20 protein-coding genes are annotated in these 19,590 nt (G+C 68.2%); 14 read left to right on the top strand and 6 right to left on the bottom strand.

Annotated features, from left to right (window positions below; genetic code table 11):
* Positions 1 to 406 precede the first annotated feature (406 nt).
* Positions 407 to 661 (bottom strand): DUF6356 family protein, encoded by a 255-nt coding sequence (locus LRP66_RS10885; RefSeq protein WP_230482625.1) that lies wholly within the window; start codon positions 659 to 661, stop codon positions 407 to 409.
* A 166-nt stretch (positions 662 to 827) separates the two neighbouring features.
* Between LRP66_RS10885 and LRP66_RS10880 the strand changes: the two genes are divergently transcribed.
* Positions 828 to 1,334 (top strand): hypothetical protein, encoded by a 507-nt coding sequence (locus LRP66_RS10880; RefSeq protein ID WP_230482614.1) that lies wholly within the window; start codon positions 828 to 830, stop codon positions 1,332 to 1,334.
* A 3-nt stretch (positions 1,335 to 1,337) separates the two neighbouring features.
* Here the strand turns inward: LRP66_RS10880 and LRP66_RS10875 are convergent, their stop codons facing one another.
* The 3 genes from LRP66_RS10875 to LRP66_RS10865 form a co-directional block, all read right to left on the bottom strand.
* Positions 1,338 to 1,538, bottom strand: a complete 201-nt coding sequence (locus tag LRP66_RS10875; RefSeq protein ID WP_230482613.1) for a helix-turn-helix transcriptional regulator — start codon at positions 1,536 to 1,538, stop codon at positions 1,338 to 1,340.
* A complete protein-coding gene (locus LRP66_RS10870) occupies positions 1,535 to 1,939 on the bottom strand; it encodes a hypothetical protein (RefSeq protein WP_230482612.1) in 405 nt (134 codons plus the stop codon). Before LRP66_RS10870 ends, LRP66_RS10875 begins: the two co-directional genes overlap by 4 nt.
* A gap of 64 nt (positions 1,940 to 2,003) precedes the next feature.
* Entirely contained in the window at positions 2,004 to 3,395 is a 1,392-nt protein-coding gene (locus tag LRP66_RS10865; protein WP_230482611.1) for a UDP-N-acetylmuramate--L-alanine ligase, read from the bottom strand.
* 74 nt (positions 3,396 to 3,469) lie between these two features.
* On the opposite strand from LRP66_RS10865, the gene LRP66_RS10860 reads away from it, so the two are divergent.
* The 4 genes from LRP66_RS10860 (at position 3,470) to infC (ending at position 7,885) form a co-directional block, all read left to right on the top strand.
* Entirely contained in the window at positions 3,470 to 4,285 is an 816-nt protein-coding gene (locus tag LRP66_RS10860) for an LD-carboxypeptidase (RefSeq protein ID WP_230482610.1), read from the top strand.
* An 88-nt stretch (positions 4,286 to 4,373) separates the two neighbouring features.
* The gene (locus LRP66_RS10855; protein ID WP_230482624.1) at positions 4,374 to 5,120 is read left to right on the top strand and encodes an EAL domain-containing protein; all 747 of its coding nucleotides are present in this window, start codon (positions 4,374 to 4,376) and stop codon (positions 5,118 to 5,120) included.
* A 98-nt stretch (positions 5,121 to 5,218) separates the two neighbouring features.
* Positions 5,219 to 7,237 carry a threonine--tRNA ligase gene (gene thrS / locus LRP66_RS10850; protein WP_230482609.1) on the top strand — a complete coding sequence of 673 codons (2,019 nt, stop codon included), beginning with the start codon at positions 5,219 to 5,221 and terminating at the stop codon, positions 7,235 to 7,237.
* A 114-nt stretch (positions 7,238 to 7,351) separates the two neighbouring features.
* Positions 7,352 to 7,885, top strand: coding sequence for a translation initiation factor IF-3 (gene infC / locus LRP66_RS10845; protein WP_037569087.1), 534 nt, complete (start codon positions 7,352 to 7,354; stop codon positions 7,883 to 7,885).
* Between the two features lie 646 nt (positions 7,886 to 8,531).
* On the opposite strand, the gene LRP66_RS10840 is transcribed toward infC, so the two are convergent.
* Positions 8,532 to 11,276, bottom strand: a complete 2,745-nt coding sequence (locus LRP66_RS10840; RefSeq protein WP_230482608.1) for a [protein-PII] uridylyltransferase — start codon at positions 11,274 to 11,276, stop codon at positions 8,532 to 8,534.
* A gap of 243 nt (positions 11,277 to 11,519) precedes the next feature.
* Between LRP66_RS10840 and LRP66_RS10835 the strand changes: the two genes are divergently transcribed.
* The 9 genes from LRP66_RS10835 (at position 11,520) to LRP66_RS10795 (ending at position 18,459) form a co-directional block, all read left to right on the top strand.
* Complete coding sequence (locus tag LRP66_RS10835) at positions 11,520 to 12,794, top strand: glutamate-5-semialdehyde dehydrogenase (RefSeq protein WP_230482607.1); 1,275 nt, start codon at positions 11,520 to 11,522, stop codon at positions 12,792 to 12,794.
* Positions 12,791 to 13,390, top strand: a complete 600-nt coding sequence (locus LRP66_RS10830; protein WP_230482606.1) for a nicotinate-nucleotide adenylyltransferase — start codon at positions 12,791 to 12,793, stop codon at positions 13,388 to 13,390. The genes LRP66_RS10835 and LRP66_RS10830 overlap by 4 nt, the downstream gene beginning before the upstream one ends.
* A 12-nt stretch (positions 13,391 to 13,402) precedes the next feature.
* Positions 13,403 to 13,807, top strand: a complete 405-nt coding sequence (rsfS, locus tag LRP66_RS10825; RefSeq protein WP_230482605.1) for a ribosome silencing factor — start codon at positions 13,403 to 13,405, stop codon at positions 13,805 to 13,807.
* A 17-nt stretch (positions 13,808 to 13,824) separates the two neighbouring features.
* Positions 13,825 to 14,247, top strand: coding sequence for a 23S rRNA (pseudouridine(1915)-N(3))-methyltransferase RlmH (locus LRP66_RS10820; RefSeq protein WP_230482604.1), 423 nt, complete (start codon positions 13,825 to 13,827; stop codon positions 14,245 to 14,247).
* Between the two features lie 4 nt (positions 14,248 to 14,251).
* Positions 14,252 to 15,412, top strand: a complete 1,161-nt coding sequence (locus LRP66_RS10815; RefSeq protein ID WP_230482603.1) for a murein hydrolase activator EnvC family protein — start codon at positions 14,252 to 14,254, stop codon at positions 15,410 to 15,412.
* Positions 15,413 to 15,561: 149 nt separating this feature from the next.
* On the top strand, positions 15,562 to 16,926 hold the full coding sequence (locus LRP66_RS10810; RefSeq protein WP_443026689.1) for a S41 family peptidase: 1,365 nt from the start codon (positions 15,562 to 15,564) through the stop codon (positions 16,924 to 16,926).
* Between the two features lie 2 nt (positions 16,927 to 16,928).
* Positions 16,929 to 17,423 (top strand): disulfide bond formation protein B, encoded by a 495-nt coding sequence (locus tag LRP66_RS10805; protein WP_230482602.1) that lies wholly within the window; start codon positions 16,929 to 16,931, stop codon positions 17,421 to 17,423.
* Entirely contained in the window at positions 17,420 to 17,962 is a 543-nt protein-coding gene (locus LRP66_RS10800; RefSeq protein ID WP_230482601.1) for a demethoxyubiquinone hydroxylase family protein, read from the top strand. Before LRP66_RS10805 ends, LRP66_RS10800 begins: the two co-directional genes overlap by 4 nt.
* Positions 17,963 to 17,985: 23 nt before the next feature.
* Entirely contained in the window at positions 17,986 to 18,459 is a 474-nt protein-coding gene (locus LRP66_RS10795) for a hypothetical protein (protein WP_230482600.1), read from the top strand.
* A 59-nt stretch (positions 18,460 to 18,518) separates the two neighbouring features.
* Here LRP66_RS10795 and LRP66_RS10790 read toward each other — a convergent pair whose 3' ends face one another.
* On the bottom strand, positions 18,519 to 19,586 hold the full coding sequence (locus LRP66_RS10790) for a Leu/Phe/Val dehydrogenase (RefSeq protein WP_230482598.1): 1,068 nt from the start codon (positions 19,584 to 19,586) through the stop codon (positions 18,519 to 18,521).
* Positions 19,587 to 19,590 lie beyond the last annotated feature (4 nt).

The following is a 19,590-nucleotide window of genomic DNA, read 5'->3' as shown; positions in this document are numbered from 1 at the left end:
GGGGAGGGGGACCGCCGCGAAGCGGTGGTGGAGGGGCGGGGCGGTCGCCAGCTTTCCCGCCGTTCGCGGGAAGGCCCTACCACCACGCTCTTCGAGCGCGGTCCCCCTCCCCATCGAAGATGGGGAGGAATGGGGATGCGCCTCCTGACTGAACGCCATTCCTCCCCAAGCTCGCTTGGGGAGGGGGACCGCCGCGAAGCGGTGGTGGAGGGGCGGCCGGTCGCCAGCTTTCCCGCCGTTCGCGGGAAGGCCCCACCACCACGCTCTTCGAGCGTGGTCCCCCTCCGCATCTCCGATGGGGAGGAATTGGGATGCGCCTCCTGACTGAACGCGATTCCTCCCCAAGCTCGCTTGGGGAGGGGGACCGCTCGGCGTCAGCCGAGTGGTGGAGGGGCATTCGGCTCCCTCAGATCACATATTCGACGCTCTTCATCTGCGTTTGCGCCGCCTGCATCTTGCGGCGCTTGGCGACCATTTCGGCGTGGAGCCGGGCGACCGTGTCGCTCCCCGTCGTGGTGCAGAGCCCCGGCACCACCGCATGGACCAGCGCGCCGAGCCCGCCCAGGATCATGGTCCCGCCGAACCGCGCCGCGACGCCGAAATGCTCGGCATAGCTTTCGCCGATGCTGGCGGGATGTTCGGTAAACAGGCGACGGAACATGGTCGACACTCTCCTATTCCATTCGGCGCGATCCTATCATGGCGATGGGGATTGGCCAAATGACGTGCCGGATGACGTCCCGGATGACGTCATTGTCAATTGTGGTGGCCCGACCGCCGATGGCAGATTTCCCCCCCTGCCAAGGGGCAGCGCGACGGAGGAAGCCATGGTGCGCAAGGCGGTCGGCATATTGGGACTGACGATGATGCTCGTCGCCACGTCCCCGGCCCTCGCAACCGATGAGGCCCGCGAGCCGACCGACATCTTCATCCGTCGCCAGGTCGGCCTGCCCGCCGAGAGCGCGCGGGGGCAGATCGAGCTGCTCGACGTCGGCCATCACGCGATGGAGACGATGGTCAGCATCGTCGCGCGCCGTGACGGCCGGGCGTGGCGCATATCCTATGCGTGCGCCGAATCGCCGCAATGCGGCCCCGAGCCCGCCAAGGCCTATACGCTGTCGCCGCAGGCGAGCGGCCAGGTCGACGCGATCCTGGACGAACTGCGCAAGGGGCAGGAGCCCGATGGGACCCAGCCCTCGCCGAACATCGTCGGGGGCTATCTGAAGGTCACGATCAACGACCGGGGCTTTCGCCGCGACTATCGCCGGGTCATGGTCTGGGGGCAGACGCTCGGCGGCCTCGAACGGCTGTTGTCGCCCCCGACGGGTGGATGAGGATCAGCCCCGCGACGGGCTGACGAAGATATCCTCGATCGCGCGCTCGAACAGTTCGGCGATCCGGAAGGCGAGCGGAAGCGAGGGGTCGTAGCGGCCCGTCTCGATCGCGTTGACGCTCTGCCGACTGACCTCCAGCCGTTCGGCCAGATCCTGCTGGCTCCAGCCGCGTTCGGAACGAAGGGCGCGGAGATGGTTGTTCACGCCGGGCTCCGCTCGATCAGACCGTTGACGCAGGAGCCCACGCCCAGACCGGCGAACCACAGGATGGGCCAGGCATAGCCGACCAGATGCGGCAGGAGGTCGAAACCTTCCAGAAAGCCCCAGAGCGTCGCCCCGGTCATCGACACGCCGGTCGCGATCAGCGACTGGCGAACCAGCAGCATCCGCAGATATTCGTCCTGCTCTTCGGTCATATAAAGCCCGATCGCGACGAAGAAGCCGACGACCGGCAAGGCGGGCAACACCCCGATGGCATAGGCGGCCACGCCATCGACCATGTGGCGGTTCAAAAGATAGACCGCTGAAAACAGCAGCGCCGCATAGAGAAGGGCGAGCAGGATGACCCGGCGCTGGTAACGACGCGTTGCGGAAGACAAAGCCATGATGAACCTCCCTCATGTGTGAAGGAGGCTTTACATGGAAAGTTCGCTTTACGTCAAGCGTCCTTTACGTGGCCGCGAGTTGCTCGACCATGTCCTGCGCCAAAAGGCTGAGCGTGTCGTCGCGCGCGCCCATCACCACGATGCGGTCGCCGCTCCGCGCCTCGGCCACCAGCGCCGCCGCGGCCTCGGCGCGGTCGGCGATGTGGCGCGCGTCGAGCCCCCGCGCGCGCAGGTCGGCGACGATGTCGGCGCTGGTGACTTCGCGCGCGACGGTGCCGCCGAAATACACGGGGTCGGGCAGCGTCAGCACATCGTCCGGCTTCATCCGCGCGGCGATGCTGTCGACCAGTTCGCGGCGCATGACCTTGAGCGGACCATAGCCATGCGGCTGGAACAGGAGCAGCAACCGCCCCGGAAAGGCGTGGAGCGTGTCGAGCGTCGCGGCGATCTTGTCGGGGTTGTGACCGAAATCGTCGATGACGGTCACGCCCTTCGCGTCGCCGACCTTCTCGAACCGGCGCTTCAGGCCGGTGAAGCGCTCGACCGCGCGGATGGCATCGATCAGGGCCACGCCCGCCGCCACGCTCGCGCCGATCGCGGCGAGTGCGTTGGAGACGTTGTGGCGGCCCGGCACCGACAGGCGGACATGATACCCGGCCCCGCCCGTCACCAGATCGAACCCGATCGCGAACGGCTCTGGCTTCAGCGCCTCGGCCACCAGATCGGCCGCGCCCTGGACCGCAAAGGTGGTGACGTTGGGCAGGTCGGCCAGCAGCGCCGCCGTCTCGGCATCGCCCGCATTGGCGACGACATGCCGCGCGCGGGCGGCGAACCCGCCGAACAGGTCGCGCAATTCCTCCAGCGACTTGTGATCGAGGCTGACATTGTTGAGCACGGCGATCGCCGGATCGTAGAGCGCGATCGAGCCGTCGCTTTCGTCGACCTCGCTGACGAACGCCTCGCCGCCACCGACCAGCGCGCTGGCGAAGGGGCTGTCGGGCGAGACGAAGTCCTTCATCACCGCGCCGTTCATCGCAGTCGGGTCGCGGCCGGTCTGGTGCAGGATGAAGGCGATCATGCCCGTCACCGTCGACTTGCCGCTGGTTCCCGCCACGCCGATCGGCAGGCGGCTGTCATTGAACAGCGAGGCGAGCATTTGCGCGCGGGTGGCGCGGGGGCAGCCCAGCCGGTTGGCGACGACGATGTCGGGCACCGTCTCCTCCACCGCGGCCGACGCGATGACGAGCTGCCCGGCGCTGGCGACGCCCGACCCGTCCTGTGGGAACAGCGCGATACCGGCGGCGCGCAAAGAGGCGAACTTGGCGGCAACCCGCCCCTGGTCGAGCCCCCGGTCGGAGCCCGAAACCGTCCAGCCGCGCGCGCGCAGGATCATCGCCAGGGGCATCATCCCCGAACCGCCGATGCCCACCAGAAAACAGGAATTGCCGTTGTCCATGGGCCCACGCTATCGACGCTTCCGTGGTGCAGGGCAATGCCCGGCCAGGCGCAGACACCGGGGGACGTGCTGAAATGAAGATCGGAATCCTCGCCCCCGCCAGCATCGGCAACCCCGCCGCCGAGGCGCCGGTCGGCGCCTTCGCGGCGATCGCCTATCCCGATGTCGACCTGGTCTTCCATCCGCAATGCTATGAACAGGACGGGCATTTTGCGGGCTCTGACGAGCGTCGCGCCTCCGCGTTCCTGGAATTCGCCAATGATCCCGGCATCGACGCGATCTGGTTCCTGCGCGGCGGCTATGGCTCCAACCGGATCCTGTCGCGGGTCATGCCGAACCTCAATGCGGCGGCGGGGCACAAGACCTATATCGGTTATTCCGATCTCGGCTTCGTGCTGGCCGCGCTCTATGCCCGGCGAATCGGACGCCCGGTGCACGGGCCGATGGCGAGCGACATCCGGCGCCAGCATGGCGACGTGACGGTCGCGCGTTCGCTCGGCTGGCTCACCAGCGGCGATCGGCAGGGGCTGGAGCCGGGGCTCGACGGTCGACCGGCCGCGGCCTTCAACCTGTCGATCCTCCACGCGCTGATCGGCACGCCCTGGCTGCCCGACCTGACCGATCATGTCCTGATCATCGAGGAAGTGTCCGAGCATCTCTATTCGGTCGACCGGATGCTGTTCACCATGGCCAATGCCACCCAGTTGAAGGGGGTGGCGGGCGTGCGGCTGGGCGCGGTGAGCAACGTCCAGCCCAACGAGCCCGAATGGGGCGAGACGCTGGAATATATGATCCAGCGCTGGTGCGGCGAAATGGGCGTGCCCTATCTCGGCCGCGCGCGGATCGGGCACACGCAGGACAATCATCTGGTGCCGTTCGGGATCGCGTGACCGACCGCAGGGCCCGCGGCAGCGCTGCCCATTTTGGCCCCAGTGAGGGAGCGCGTTAACCATTTGCGCCTAGAGAGCCGCCATGGAGATGCGCAAAATCTGTACCGGGTGCCGCGACGGGATCGATTTCGAGATCCCGTTCGCCATGGCGTTCCAGCCGATCGTCGACACCACGACCGGTCTGCCCTTCGCCTATGAGGCGCTGATCCGCGGGACGGCGGGGGAGGGGGCGTACAGCGTCCTGTCGCAGGTGACCGAGGCCAATCGCTATTCGTTCGACCAGGCGTGCCGGGTCAAGGCGATCGAGACCGCGATGGCGGCGGGGATCATGGCGGGCGATGCGCGGCTGTCGATCAATTTCCTGCCCAATGCGGTCTATTCGCCACTGGCGTGCATCCAGCTGACCATGCGTACCGCGCAGTCGGTCGGGCTGCCGATCGACCGGCTGATCTTCGAATTCACCGAGAACGAGCAGATGGGCTCGCCCGAGCATGTCGCGAGCATCATCGACACCTACAAGCAGATCGGCTTCGCGGTCGCGATCGACGATTTCGGTTCGGGCCATTCGGGGCTCGACCGCTTCGTCCGCTTCGCGCCCGATGAGATCAAGCTCGACATGGCGCTGGTCCGCGACATCGACACCGATCCCCGGCGCCGGGCGATCGTCCGCTCGATCGCGGCCATGTGCCGCGAACTCGACACGCTCGTCATCGCCGAGGGGATCGAGACCGAGGCGGAAGCCGCGGCCTTGATCGAGCTGGGCGTGCGCTATCACCAGGGTTACTGGTATGCCCGCCCCGCGCTCGAAGCCCTGCCGAGCATCCGCGCGGCCTGACGCCGTCCAGCCCATATACCTCTGGGCGATTCTCTCCTATAGAGCCCGCGCGCCCGGCTCCGCTGGCGCATTACCCATAGCTATCGAAGAGAGTATCCATGTCCGCGATGTTCCGTATCACGCTGCCCGACGGTTCCGTCCGTGAGGTCGCGCCCGGAACTACCCCCGCGGATATCGCCGCCGCGATCGGACCCGGCCTCGCCAAGGCGGCGATCGCCGCGCGCGTCGATGGAGAGCTGCGCGACATCATGCGCCCGTTCGAGGGCGACTCCGCGCTCGCGCTGGTGACCGCGAAGGACGAGGCCGACGCGCTCGAACTCGCCCGCCACGACTATGCGCATGTCCTGGCCGAGGCGGTGCAGGCGCTGTTCCCCGGCACGCAGATCACCTTCGGTCCCGCGACCGACGACGGCTTCTATTACGACTTCGCGCCCCCCAAGGTTGACGGTCGGGATCGGCCCTTCACCGAAGAGGACCTGCCCGCGATCGAGGCCGAGATGCGCAGGATCATCGCGAAGGACGAGCCGCTGATCCGCGAGGTCTGGACCCGCGAACAGCTGATCGAGCGCTGGACGCAGCAGGGCGAGAGCTTCAAGGCGCAGTGGGCCGCCGAACTGCCCGATACCGAGGAACTGACCGTCTATCGTGCGGGCAAGGGCGAGGACGCCTGGCTCGACATGTGCCGGGGGCCGCACCTCGCCTCGACCGGCAAGCTCGATCCCAATGCCTTCAAGCTGACCCGCGTGTCGGGTGCCTATTGGCGCGGCGACCAGAAGAACGCGATGCTCAGCCGCATCTACGGCACCGGCTGGCTGAACAAGAAGCAGCTTGCCGAGCATCTGACCCGGCTTGAGGAAGCGGCCAAGCGCGACCATCGCAAGCTGGGCAACGAGATGGACCTGTTCCACCTCCAGCAGGAAGCGCACGGCTCGGTCTTCTGGCATCCCAAGGGTTATCGCATCTGGCGCGAGCTGGAGGCCTATATGCGCCGCGCGATCGACGCCGGCGGCTATCGCGAGGTCAAGACCCCGCAGGTCATGGACGCGCGCCAGTGGGAGCAGTCGGGCCATTGGGGCAAGTATCGCGAGAACATGTTCGTCATCCCCGACGAGGTCCCGAACGTCGAGGACGAAGGCCCGCTGGTGTCGGACGATGCGCAGTGGATGGCGCTGAAGCCGATGAACTGTCCGGCGCATGTCCTGATCTTCCGCCAGGGGATCAAGTCGTACCGCGACCTGCCGCTGCGATTCTATGAGAATGGCTGCTGCCACCGCAACGAACCGCACGGCGCGCTCCACGGCCTGATGCGCGTGCGCCAGTTCACCCAGGACGACGCGCACATCTTCTGCCGCGAGGACCAGATCGTCGAGGAAGTCCGCGCCTTTTGCGAACTGGCGGACCGGATCTACAAGGATTTCGGCTTCACCTATTCGATCAAGCTGGCGCTGCGCCCCGAAAAGCGCTTCGGCACCGAAGAGATGTGGGACATGGCCGAGACCGAGCTGCGCGACGCGGTCGTGCGGGCGGGGCTGGCGACGGAAGCCTATGGCTGGGAAGAGCTGCCGGGCGAGGGGGCCTTCTATGCGCCCAAGCTGGAATGGCACCTGACCGACGCGATCGGCCGGACCTGGCAGGTCGGCACCATCCAGTCCGACCGGGTCCTCCCCGAACGACTCGATGCATCCTATGTCGGCGAGGATGGCGAGCGGCATCGCCCGATCATGCTCCACCGCGCGATCTTCGGGTCGTATGAGCGGTTCATCGGCATCCTGATCGAACATTATGCGGGCCGCTTCCCCGTCTGGCTCGCGCCGGTGCAGGCGGTGGTCGCGACGATCGTGTCGGACGCCGATGGCTATGCCGAAGAGGCGGCGGCCAGGCTGGCGGCTGCGGGCATCCGGGTCGAGACCGATCTGCGCAACGAGAAGATCAACTACAAGGTGCGCGAGCACTCGGTCGCCAAGGTCCCCGTGCTGCTGGTCGTCGGCAAGCGCGAAGCCGAAGAAGGCAAGGTCGCCGTCCGCCGTCTGGGCAGCCAGGCGCAGGAGGTGATGACGCTGGACGAGGCCATCGCCATGCTGCGCGAGGAAGCGACTCCCCCCGATCTGCGCGGCTGATCGACAATCTATCGAAGCCAGGGGCGGGACGTTTGTCTCGCCCTTTCAAATTTCCGCCCGATCGCCTATATTGCGAGGGTAATTGCCACAGGAGAAATACCCATACGTCCTCCCATGATGCGCCGTCCGATGCAGGCGCCGCCGATGAACGGTCCCCGATTCAACGAGTGGATCCAAAGCCCCAAGGTTCGCGTCATCGACCATGAGGGTGAGAATCTCGGCGTGATGTACACGCGCGAGGCGATGGCGCAGGCCCAGGAGCTGGGACTCGACCTGGTCGAGGTCTCGCCCAACGCCGATCCGCCCGTCGCCAAGTTCCTCGACGTCGGCAAGTATAAGTACGAGGCGCAGAAAAAGGCGAACCTCGCCCGCAAGTCGCAGAAGACGCAGGAGATCAAGGAGATCAAGATGCGTCCGAACATCGACGACCATGATTACGACACCAAGATGAAGAAGGTGGTCGAATTCATCGGCGAGGGCGACAAGGTGAAGGTCACCATGCGCTTCCGCGGCCGCGAGCTGAGCCACGGTCAGCTCGGCATGAACGTGCTCCAGCGCGTCGCCGAGCAGGTGGCCGAGGTTGCCAAGGTCGAAGCCTATCCGCGTATGGAAGGCCGCCAGATGCTGATGGTGCTCGCGCCCAAGTGAGCCGAGCCGACTCGGGGTGGCGACGCCCCGGATCACGGCGATGAAAAACCCCGGAGCCCCTTGGGCTGCCGGGGTTTTTCTTTGGGCCCGGCCGAGCGCGGGATGGCCCCGTGCGCCATTCCTCTCCATCTTCGATGGGGAGGAGGACCGCGCCCGCAGGGCGTGGTGGAGGGGCGTGGCTGGTCCGTCCCGCCCCTCCACCACCGCTTCGCGGCGGTCCCCCTCCCCAAGCCGAGCTTGGGGAGGAATGGGATTTCGGGCCGGTGTCATCCCGTTTGATGGTGCGGCCGGGCGCGGGATGCCCCCGTGCGCCATTCCTCCCCATCTTTGATGGGGAGGGGGACCGCGCCCGCAGGGCGTGGTGGAGGGGCGTGGCTGGTCCGTCCGCCCCTCCACCACCGCTTCGCGGCGGTCCCCCTCCCCAAGCCGAGCTTGGGGAGGAATGGGATTTTGGGCCGGGCGTCATCCCGTTTGATGGTGCGGCGGGGTGCGGGATGCCTCCGTGCGCCATTCCTCCCCATCTTTGATGGGGAGGGGGACCGCGCCCGCAGGGCGTGGTGGAGGGGCCTGGCTGGTCCGTCCCGCCCCTCCACCACCGCTTCGCGGCGGTCCCCCTCCCCAAGCAGAGCTTGGGGAGGAGTAGGGGTTACGCGGCGATCTCCATCGCTTCCCCCGCCGCCGCGCCGAGCAGGCGCTTCTCCAGCGTCTTCAACCGTCCGCCGTTGGTGATCCGGTCGCCCGTCAGATCGGTCAGGTAGAAGACGTCGACCGCGCGCTCGCCATAGGTGGCGACATGCGCCGAGTGGATCGTCACCTTCGACTGGAACAGCGCATGGGCCAACTGGTTGAGCAGCGCCGGGCGATCGCGCGCATGGACCTCCACCACCGTGAACCGGTTGGAGGCACGGTTGTCGATCAGGACGTTGGCGGCGATCGGGAAGGCGTCGGCGCGCGGGCGGATCGAGGGCTTGGCGACCAGCCGGTCGGCCAGCTTGTTGCGGTTGGCGAGCGCATCCTCGATCGCGCGACGAAGCCGGGAAAGCTGGCCCGGATCGTCGAAGGGGCGCCCCAGCGGATCCTGGACGAGGAAATTGTCGATCGCCATGCCGTCGCGCGTGGTGTGGATGCGTGCGTCGATGATGTTGCCGCCCGCGACATGGATGGCGCCCGCGATGCGGTAGAACAGGCCCGGATGGTCGGCGGCGTAGATCGACACCAGTGTCGCGCCCCGCTCGCCATACACCTGTGCGTCGATCGAAAGCTGCGCATCCCCCGCCGCCGCCATCTGCCGCGCGTTATGCGCCAGTACGTCTTCGGGCTCGGCGATCCAATAGGCTTCGGGCAGGCGGCGGACGAGCGCGGCGAACCGGTCCTCGGTCCAGCCCAGCGTCTCGCGCAGCCGGGCCTGCTTGGCGGCGATACGTTCGCCGCGACCGCGCTGCTTGTGCCCCAGCCGGAGCACCTCCTCGGCGGCTTCGTAGAGGTCGGCGAGAAGCTGGCGCTTCCACCCGTTCCACGTGCCGGGGCCGACCGCGCGGATATCGACGATGGTCAGGACCAGCAGCAGGCGAAGCCGCTCGGGGCTCTGCACCGTTTCGCAAAAGTCGAGGATCGTCTTGAAGTCCGACAGGTCGCGCTTGAACGCGGTGGCGGACATCAGCAGGTGCCAGCGGACCAGCCACGCCACCGTCTCGGTCTCCGCCTCGGTCAGCCCCAGTCGCGGACACAGCCGCTCGGCGACCTCGGCGCCCAGGATCGAATGGTCGCCGCCGCGCCCCTTGGCGATGTCGTGGAGCAGCACCGCGACGTAGAGGACGCGGCGCGAAACGATCTGGGCGATGATCGCCGAGGCGACGGGATGTTCCTCGACCAGTTCCTGCCGCTCGATCCGCGCGAGCAGGCCCAGCGCGCGGATGGTATGCTCATCGACCGTGTAGTGGTGATACATGTCGAACTGCATCTGCGCGACGACGCGGCCGAAATCGGGCACGAAGCGGCCGAACACGCCCGCCTCGTTCATCCAGCGCAGCACGAGTTCCGGATCGCGCGGGCTGGTCAATATGTCGAGGAACAGCGCGTTGGCGCGGGGATCGCGGCGGACATCGTCGACCAGTTTGGCATCGCGCGACGCCGCGCGCACCGCCAGCGGATGCACCTCCAGTTCGTAACGGTCGGCCAACTGGAAGATCTCGATCAGCCGGACCGGGTTTTCCTGGAAGAAATCGTCACGCGGCAGGGCGAGCCGACCGCGATCGAGCACGAAGCCGTTCAACCGGCGTGGACGGCGGCGGATGGTCGGCAGGCCGAAGCGATGACCGCGCGCCGCGAATCGCTCGTCCAGATGCGCGAGGAAAGCGCCGGTCAGCGCGCCGACCGTCTTCACCTGCAGGAAGTAGAGCTGCATGAACCGTTCGACCTTGGCCTTGCCCGGCCGGTCGGAGAAGCGCATCCGCTCGGCGATCTGCCGCTGCACGTCGAAGGTCAGCCGGTCCTCGGCACGGCCCGTGATGGTGTGGAGGTGGCACCGGACCGCCCACAGGAAATTGTCGGCGCGGTGGAATTGCCGATATTCCTCGCGCGTGAACAACCCGCGCTCGATCAGGTCGGCGGCGCGGTCGACGTCATAGACATATTTGCCGATCCAGAAGAGCGCATGCAGGTCGCGCAGGCCGCCCTTGCCCTCCTTGACGTTGGGTTCGACGACATAGCGCGTATCGCCCATCTTGCGATGACGCAGGTCGCGCTCGGCCAGCTTGTCGGCGATGAACTGGCGGTGCGAATCGGTCTGGATCTCGGCTTTGAAGCGACGTGCCGTTTCGTCGTAGAGCGACTGGTCGCCGCACAGGAACCGCCCTTCGAGCAGGGCCGTGCGGACGGTGACGTCGGCCTTGGCCTGGCGGATCGTCTCGTCGATCGAGCGGCTGGAATGGCCGACCTTGAGGCCCAGATCCCATAGCGAATAGAGCATCGATTCAATGACCTGTTCGGCATGGGGCGTCTGCTTGAAGGGGGTGAGGAAGCCGATATCGACGTCCGAAAAGGGCGCCATCTCGCCCCGGCCATAGCCGCCCACCGCGATCAGCGTCAGCCGCTCGCCCGCCGTCGGATTGCTCAAGGGGTAGAGCGTGCCGGTGGTGAAGTCGAACAGCACCTTCAGCACCTGATCGATCAGGTACGCCTGCGCCGCCGCCGCCTCCAGCCCGCGCGAAGGGTGAATGGAGAGCCGCCGCGCCACCTCCTGCCGCCCGGCGTCGAGCGCGGCGCGCAGAGTCGGCGTGATCCGGGTGCGACCCTCCGGCCCCGTGATGCCGAGCGCGGCCACCTGTTCGGCAAGCTGGCGGCGATCCACGATGGCGCGGCGGTTGGGGAGGGTTTCGAAACGGCTGTGCATGGCGCCACCATAGGGGGGCGGGATGAACAAATGGAGAGGGGATATGCCCCTCCACCACGCCCTGCGGGCGCGGTCCCCCTCCCCAGGCACAGCCTGGGGAGGATTTGAGCGGCCCATTCCTCCCCAGGCTATGCTTGGGGAGGGGGACCATGCGCAGCATGGTGGAGGGGCAGGGGCCCGCCCTTTCCGCGAGCAAAGATTCGGATGCTTGGGCCCACCGCCCGTCCATGTTAGCGACGCGAAATGGCCGACCAACACGACATTCCCGCCCTGATCGCCGACATGGGCGCCAAAGCCCGCGCCGCCGCGAAGGTGCTGGCGCGGATGCCGACCGAGGCGAAGGCGAGCGCGCTGCGCGCCGCCGCCTCGGCGATCCGCGAGGCGGCCCCGACGATCCTGGAGGCCAATGCGCGCGACGTGGCAGCTGGCGCGGCGAACGGCCTTTCGCCCGCCATGCTCGACCGGTTGACCCTCGACGAGGCGCGCATCGCCGGTATCGCGGCCGCGGTCGAGGCGGTGGCGGCGCTCCCCGATCCGGTCGGCGAGCGGATCGACGAGCGCACGCGGCCCAATGGCCTTCACCTGTCGCGCGTCCGGGTGCCGGTGGGGGTCATCGGCATCGTCTATGAAAGCCGACCCAATGTGACGATCGACGCCGCCGCGCTCTGTGCGATGGCGGGCAATGCCGCGATCCTGCGCGGCGGTTCGGAGGCGGCGGACAGCAACCATGCGCTCCATGCGGCGTTCGTGACCGGCTGGACGGCGGCGGGCGGCCCTGCGGACGCGGTGCAGCTGGTCCCGACCACCGACCGTGCGGCGGTGGGGGCGATGCTGGCGGCGGACGGGGTGATCGACCTGCTGATCCCGCGTGGCGGCAAGAGCCTGGTCGCGCGGGTGCAGGCCGAGGCACGGGTGCCCGTGCTGGCGCATCTCGACGGGATCAACCATGTCTATGTCGATGGCTCGGCCGATCACGCGATGGCCGCCAGCGTCGTGCGCGATGCCAAGATGCGGCGTACCGGCATTTGCGGCGCCATGGAGACGCTGTTGATCGACCGGGCCTTCTGCCATGCCGCCGAGGTGGTCGATGCGCTGGTCAGGGCAGGCTGCACGGTGCGCGGTGACGAGGCGGTGCGTGAGATCGTCCCCGGCCTGGAGGCCGCGACGCCCGACGACTGGGACACCGAATATCTCGATTCGATCGCCAGCGTCGCGCTGGTCGACGGGGTGGAGGGGGCGATGGCGCATATCGCCGCGCACGGATCGCACCATACCGACGCGATCATCGCCGAGGACGAAGCCGTCGCCGAACGCTTCCTGGCGGAGGTGGATAGCGCGATCGTGTTGTGGAACGCCTCGACCCAGTTCGCCGATGGCGGCGAATTTGGCCTGGGGGCGGAGATCGGCATCGCCACCGGGCGGCTGCACGCGCGCGGGCCGGTCGCGCTGGAGGGGCTGACGACGTATAAATGGGTCGGACGCGGTACGGGGCAGGTTCGCGCCGGGAACGGGGGTTGAGGATCGGGCTGCTTGGCGGGTCGTTCAACCCCGCCCATGGCGGCCATCGCCGCATCACGCTCGACGCGATACGCGCGCTGGACCTGGACGAAGTCTGGTGGCTGGTGTCGCCGGGCAACCCGCTGAAGGACGATGCGACCGACATGGCGCCCTTCGTCGCGCGGCTGGCGTCGGCGAAGCGGACGGCGCGCCGCGCACCGATCCGGGCGAGCGCGATCGAGCGGGAATTGCACACCCGCTACACGCTGGACACCGTGCGGGGGGTCCAGCGCCGCTATCCCGGCCATGCCTTCATCTGGCTGATGGGCGAGGACAATCTGGAGCAATTTCATCGCTGGCGTGGGTGGCGATCGATTGCCCGCGCGATCCCGATTGCGGTTATCGGCCGTCCGGGGTACAATGCCGCCGCCCACGCGACACCCGCGCTGGGCTGGTTCAGGCGTTTCCAGAGGCGTCCGGGCCAGGCGAAGAACTGGACGATGTGGAGTTTGCCGGCCTTCGTGCTGTTGCGCTTCCGCCCCGACCCGACTTCCGCCACGGGCCTTCGGGCCCGCGATCCGGACTGGTTTCGGCATATGGGCCGAAACGTCCCCTGAACAGGAGCTCACTTGGCCACTTCCCCGCAATCGCCGCGTCCGTCCGATCCTGCCGAGGTGGAGGCGCTTCACCGCCTCATTCTCGCCTCGCTCGACGACGACCAGGCGGTGGAGACGATCTCGATCCCGCTCGCGGGCAAGTCGTCGATCGCAGATTTCATGGTGATCGCCAGCGGTCGTTCGACCCGGCAGGTCGCCTCGATGGCGATGAAGCTCGCCGAGAAGATCAAGGCCGAGTTCGGCCGCTCGGTGCGGATCGAGGGGCTGCCGACCGCCGACTGGGTGTTGATCGACGCGAACGACGTGATCGTCCACCTGTTCCGTCCCGAGGTGCGCACCTTCTACAATCTGGAACGCATGTGGGCGTTCGGCGATGCGCCGACTCCGCCTGCCAGCCCGGCCGACCGCCAGCTCTGACATAGGCGCGCCCGCCCGTGCTGCTGCATATCGTCGCGCGCGGGCGGATCGGCCGGTCGCCCGAGGCAGAGCTGGTCGATCGCTATATCAAGCGGATCGGCTGGCCGACCAAGGTGACCGAACTCCCCGACACCGGCGGCAGGGTGCCCCCGCTGGAGGGGCAGGGGCGGCTGGTCCTGATGGACGAGAAGGGCGAGAACCTGTCCTCGATGGACTTCGCGCGTCGGCTGGAGCGCTGGCGTGACGATGGCGTGCGGGAGTGCCGCTTCATGATCGGCGCGGCGGACGGGTTCGACGATGCCGACCGCGCGCGGGCCGACCTGCTGATCTCCTATGGCCGCGCCACCTGGCCGCACATGATCGCGCGCGCGATGCTGGCCGAACAGCTGTTCCGCGCGACCAGCATCCTCGCCAATCACCCCTATCACCGCGAGGGCTAGGCACGTGGCGTTCCGTCATGGCGCATGGGCGATGGCGGGGCTGGCGCTGCTCGGGGCGACCGACATCGCTGGCGACCAGCGCCGTCTGGCCGATGCGAGGGCTGGCGCTGCGGCGGCGCAGGCGCGGGCGGCAGGGCTCGAGCGACAGGCGGGTGCCGAGCGCGACGCCGCGACCGCCGCACAGGTCCGCGAGCGCGCCATGGCGGCGCGTGTCGCGGCGGCCGAGGCGGAAGTGACGGCGGCGCGCGCGCGGGTCGATCTGGTCGCTGGGCTGCTGGCGCGGCAACAGGCGCGTCTGGCCGAGGCGCAGGCGCCGCTCGCGCATCTGCTGGCGGCGATGCAGAGCATGGCGGCGCGCCCCCCGATGGCGGCGGTGGCGCAACCGGGGACGATCGCCGATCTCGCGCACGTTCGCGCGGTGTTCGGCACCGTGTCGCCGGTCATCGCCGCGCGCTCCGCGACGGTCCGTGGCGAACTGGCCGCGACCCGCCGGGTGCAGGCGCAGATGACCGTGGCGGCGCGAGCGCTGGCCACCACGACGGCGAGGCTGGAGGCCGAGCGCCAGGTGCTCGCCGGGCTGGAGGCGCGCCACCGGGGCCGTGCCGATGCGCTGGGCCAGGTGGCAGTGGACGAATCCAATCGCGCGATCGCGTTGGGGGAGGCCGCGCGCGATATCGTCGACCGCATGGCCGAACGCGGTGAGGCGCGCGCCACCGAGGGCGACCTGCGCGCGCTCGCCGGGCCGATCGCCCGGCCGCTCGATCCGGGCGTCAACGGACCGGTCATCGCCGCGGGAACCTACCGCCTGCCCGTCGCGGGGCGGGTCGCGGGGGGCTTTGGCGAGATTTCGGACTCGGGCGTGCGGGCGCGGGGGATCACGCTGACCACGGTCCCTCATGCGCCGGTGATCGCCCCGGCGGCCGGTGAGGTCCGCTATGCCGCGCCGTTCCGGGGCTATGGCGGGATCGTCATCGTGAACCACGGCGCGGGCTGGACCAGCCTGATCACCGGACTTGGGGCGATCGCGGTGCGCGCCGGCCAGCGGGTCGCCGCTGGGGCGGTATTGGGCCAGGCCGGGCGCGGCCGCGCGGGCGCCGATCCGCGGGTGACGGTGGAGTTGGGGCGCGACGGCCGACCGATGGATATCGCCGCGATCCTGGGGTGAGGATGGGCTGGGGGAGCGGGCGGGGCAACCCGCACCACCCATGATCCGCCAAGCCCATCCCGCTCAGCCCCGGTTCAGCACGGTTGCGCTTTGAATGGACGCGGCTTCCCGCTACACAGGCGGTCTGCTTTTCTGGTCCAGGACCCTCGATGCCCAGCTCGTTCTCACGACCCTCGCTTCCGAAACGTCCGCTTCTGACTGCTACTGCCATCGTCGGCGCGCTGGCCATGGTGCCGATCACCACCTCCGCGATGGCGGCGGTCGACAGTTCCACGGTCCGCCAGTTCGACCGGTTCCTCGACGTCTACAACCGGATCAAGGCCGATTATGTGGACAAGGTCGACGACGACACGCTGATCAAGGGCGCGATCCAGGGGATGCTGGCGGCGCTCGACCCGCATAGCAGCTATGTCGACGCGCTCGACTTCGACAATCTCAAGATCCAGACCGAGGGCAATTATGGCGGGCTGGGCCTGACCGTCTCGATGGAGGATGGCGCGATCAAGGTCATCGCGCCGCAGGAGGACACGCCAGCCGGTCGCGCGGGGGTGAAGTCGGGCGATTACATCACCCATATCGACGGCAAGCTGATCTACGGCCAGTCGCTGGACGAGGCGATCGGCCAGATGCGGGGCAAGCCCGGCACCAAGATCAAGCTGACCATCGTCCGCCCCGGTCGCGACAAGCCGATCGAGCTGACGCTGACCCGCGAGGTCATCGTCCAGCGTCCGGTGAAGTGGGAGGTGCGCGGCGATGTCGGGTACATCAACATCAACACCTTCTCCGAGAATACCGGCGCCGACACGCGCGCGGCGATCATGGCGATCGACAAGTCGCTGGGCCACCGTCCGCTGGGCTATGTCGTCGACCTGCGCGACAATGGCGGCGGCCTGCTGACCCAGGCGATCGCGGTCAGCGACGCCTTCCTCGATCATGGCGAGATCGTGTCGCAGCGCGGCCGCGAGAAGTCGGATATCGAGCGCTATTATGCCAAGCCCGGCGACGATGCCCATGGCCTGCCGGTGATCGTGCTGACCAACTCCGGAACCGCCTCGGCATCGGAGATCGTCGCGGGCGCGCTGCAGGATCATCACCGCGCGCTGGTGATGGGCGAGCGCAGCTTCGGCAAGGGCTCGGTCCAGACGCTGTTGCCGCTGGGGCCGGAGACGGCGCTTCGCCTGACCACCGCGCGCTACTACACGCCGTCGGGCCGTTCGGTGCAGGAGGGCGGGATCGAGCCCGACATCAAGGTGCCGGAGATTTCCGATCCCGACTACAAGACCCGCCCCGTTTTCCGCGAGGCCGATCTGCGCCGCCACCTCATCAACGAGGTGAAGGCCGACAATGCGATCCTCGAAGAGGACACCAAGCCCGATCCCCGCTTCGCCATGACGCCCGAAGCGCTCAAGAAGCAGGGGATCGAGGACTTCCAGCTTTACTATGCGCTCAAGACCATCGCGCGGCTGGGCGGTCCCGCGCAGGTCGCCGCCGCCACCAAGCCGCCGGTGAAGTGACGATGGCCACCCCCCGCACCCGCAACGAGACACGCGCGAACCTGATCGCCTTCTTCCTGCCGCTGGCGCTGCTCGCGGGGGCCTGGGGCAGCCAGTTGTTCGGCGGCCTCTACCCGTGCGAGATGTGCCATTGGCAGCGCTGGCCGCATTACGCCGCGCTGGTGCCAGCCTTCGCCGCCTTCTTCGTCGCCCAGCGCAGCATCCGGGGATCGCTTGTCGTCCTCGCCGCGTTGTTGATCGCAGTGTCGGGGGCCATCGGTGTCGCCCATGCCGGGGTCGAATATGGCTGGTGGCAGGGCTTCACCGCCTGCACCTCGACCGTGGATTTTTCGGGAGGCTCCGCGGCCGACCGGCTGAACGCCATTTTGAAGGCGCCGGTCATCCGCTGCGACGTGGCGCAATGGACCCTGGGCGGGATTTCGCTGGCCGGGTTCAACGCGATCTTCTCGCTCGGCGGCGCGGCGGCGATCCTGGTGTTGATGAGGAAGGCACGATGAGCCAGCTTCGCTGGATGCCGGGCGACCGGCGCGAACCGATGAAGGCGATGGTCCGGGTCGATCAGGCCGGGGAATATGGCGCGACCCGCATCTATGCGGGGCAGCTCGCGGTGCTGGGCGACCGGCACCCCTTTGCCCGCGCCATCCATCACATGGCGGAACAGGAAGAGCGCCACCGCGCCTTTTTCGACCGGATGATCGCCGAGCGCCGGGTGCGACCGACGCTGTTCCAGCCCTTCTGGGACAAGGCGGGTTTCGCGCTTGGCGCGATCACCGCGGCGATCGGGCCGAAGGCGGCGATGGCCTGTACCGCGGCGGTCGAGACCGAGATCGACAGGCATTACCAGGCGCAGCTCGACGAGCTGGGCGACAGCGACCCCGAATTGTCGAATGCGATCGCCGATTTCCAGGCCGAGGAGCTGGAGCATCGCGACCATGCGCTGGGCGCGGGCGCGGAGGAGGCGATCGCCTATCCGATGCTGTTTGGATTGATCCGGGCAGGCTGCAAGGTCGCGATCGCCGCGGCCAAGCGCGTCTGACGCGGACGAGCGGGAGAGAGAGGATGATCCACCAGACATGGCGCATGACGGCGCTGGCGGGCTTCGGCCTGATGCTGGCAGGCGGGCCCGCGCTGGCGCAGCAGGTCGCCGCGCCCGGCGCGATGAAGGTCAAGCCGATCGAGGCGCCGGGCGAAGTATCGCGCAACGCGCCGATCAACGGCGTCCTGACGCTGTTCGGCAACGAGCGCTGCCCGACCGACAATAACGGTAACGAGATCGTCGTCTGCGTGCGACGCGGCGCCGAGGAACAGTTCCGCGTCCCCAAGGAACTGCGCGAGCTTCAGGTGACGCCCGAGAATGAAAGCTGGGCGGCACGGGCGACCGGCACGATCAACGAAGGCGTCGGCGTCAACAGCATCGGTAGCTGTTCGGCGGTCGGCGCGGGCGGCTCGACCGGCTGCTTCGTCCAGCGCGCACGGGAAAACCGCGCGATCAACGCGGACCGGCAACGCCAGAGCGAACCGCAGAACCCCTGATCAGCGCCGAGGATGGTTTCGCCCCCCTCTCCCCCTGTCCAGAGGGGAGGGGAGGGGGCTCAAGCCGCCTTCGCCTGTGCCCGCGGTGTGTGGGCGATCCGGTCCAGCGCGATCGTGCGGGCCGCGTGATGCGGGGTGGTTCCGGTCCGCTCGGCCTGCGCGAGGACGTCGACCATCCGCTGCCCTATCGCCATCACCCTCTGGCGGACATCGGCGTCGCGCCAGCCGAGATATTCGCCCGCGACATTAACGATCCCACCGGCATTGACGAGGAAGTCGGGCGCGTAGAACACATCGCGATCGGCCAGTCGAACCGCCATGTCATCCTCGGCCAGCTGATTATTGGCCGCGCCGCACACCACCGACGCTTTCAGCCCGGCGACCGTCGCGGCGTTCAGGAAGGCCCCCAGCGCACAGGGCGCGAGGACGTCGACCCGTGCCGATAGCAGCGCGCGGCTGCTCATCACCATCGCGCCGAACCGGTCGGCGGCGCGTGCCGCCACGTCGCTGCGCGGTTCGGCGACGACCAGCCTGGCACCTGCTTCGTGCAGACGCTCGCAAAGCGCATAGCCGACATGGCCCAGCCCCTGCACGCCGACCGTGACGTCGGACAGGTCGGCACCGAGCCGATGACGGACCGCGACGCGCATCGCCCGTAGCACGCCGAGGGCGGTCCATGGCGAGGGGTCGCCGCCGGGCCGTGTGCCCCTGGCAGCCAGCCCCGCGACATGGCGCGTGCGGGTGGCGACCTCGGTCATGTCGGCGACGCTCGTGCCGACATCCTCGGCGGTGACGTAGCGGCCCTTGAGCGCCGCCACTTCGCGTCCGAACGCCTGGAACAGCGCCGCGCGATCAAATGGTCCGTCGGGCAGGCAGATCACCGCCTTGCCGCCGCCAAAGGGCAGATCCGCCAGAGCATTCTTGAGCGCCATGCCCTCGGCCAGCCGCAGCGCGTCGAGCGTCGCGGTATGATGGTCGGGATAGCGCCAAAGCCGACATCCGCCCGCCGCAGGGCCCAGCCCCGTCGAATGGAGCGCGATGATGCCGTGCGCGCCGCTTGCCCGATCGTGAAAGGTCACCACCTCCTCGGGTGGCAGATGCTGCTGGTGATGATCGGTAAGCGACATAGGG

The sequence above is a fragment of the Sphingomonas sp. Leaf21 genome (genome assembly GCF_916858675.1).
Classification (GTDB): domain Bacteria; phylum Pseudomonadota; class Alphaproteobacteria; order Sphingomonadales; family Sphingomonadaceae; genus Sphingomonas.
The sequence above is the reverse complement of the archived record's forward strand: the minus strand, read 5'-3'. Positions and strand labels throughout refer to the sequence as shown.

What these genes read in the sequence shown, in the direction of transcription:
- infC (WP_037569087.1), top strand. Translation starts at nt 7,352, where the DNA reads ATGATGCGCCGTCCGATGCAGGCGCCGCCGATGAACGGTCCCCGATTC.
- LRP66_RS10810 (WP_443026689.1), top strand. Translation starts at nt 15,562, where the DNA reads ATGCCCAGCTCGTTCTCACGACCCTCGCTTCCGAAACGTCCGCTTCTG.
- LRP66_RS10865 (WP_230482611.1), bottom strand. Translation starts at nt 3,395, where the DNA reads ATGGACAACGGCAATTCCTGTTTTCTGGTGGGCATCGGCGGTTCGGGG.
- LRP66_RS10840 (WP_230482608.1), bottom strand. Translation starts at nt 11,276, where the DNA reads ATGCACAGCCGTTTCGAAACCCTCCCCAACCGCCGCGCCATCGTGGAT.
- LRP66_RS10835 (WP_230482607.1), top strand. Translation starts at nt 11,520, where the DNA reads ATGGCCGACCAACACGACATTCCCGCCCTGATCGCCGACATGGGCGCC.
- LRP66_RS10885 (WP_230482625.1), bottom strand. Translation starts at nt 661, where the DNA reads ATGTTCCGTCGCCTGTTTACCGAACATCCCGCCAGCATCGGCGAAAGC.
- LRP66_RS10870 (WP_230482612.1), bottom strand. Translation starts at nt 1,939, where the DNA reads ATGGCTTTGTCTTCCGCAACGCGTCGTTACCAGCGCCGGGTCATCCTG.
- LRP66_RS10860 (WP_230482610.1), top strand. Translation starts at nt 3,470, where the DNA reads ATGAAGATCGGAATCCTCGCCCCCGCCAGCATCGGCAACCCCGCCGCC.
- LRP66_RS10855 (WP_230482624.1), top strand. Translation starts at nt 4,374, where the DNA reads ATGCGCAAAATCTGTACCGGGTGCCGCGACGGGATCGATTTCGAGATC.
- thrS (WP_230482609.1), top strand. Translation starts at nt 5,219, where the DNA reads ATGTCCGCGATGTTCCGTATCACGCTGCCCGACGGTTCCGTCCGTGAG.
- LRP66_RS10795 (WP_230482600.1), top strand. Translation starts at nt 17,986, where the DNA reads ATGATCCACCAGACATGGCGCATGACGGCGCTGGCGGGCTTCGGCCTG.
- LRP66_RS10800 (WP_230482601.1), top strand. Translation starts at nt 17,420, where the DNA reads ATGAGCCAGCTTCGCTGGATGCCGGGCGACCGGCGCGAACCGATGAAG.
- LRP66_RS10805 (WP_230482602.1), top strand. Translation starts at nt 16,929, where the DNA reads ATGGCCACCCCCCGCACCCGCAACGAGACACGCGCGAACCTGATCGCC.
- LRP66_RS10880 (WP_230482614.1), top strand. Translation starts at nt 828, where the DNA reads ATGGTGCGCAAGGCGGTCGGCATATTGGGACTGACGATGATGCTCGTC.
- LRP66_RS10790 (WP_230482598.1), bottom strand. Translation starts at nt 19,586, where the DNA reads ATGTCGCTTACCGATCATCACCAGCAGCATCTGCCACCCGAGGAGGTG.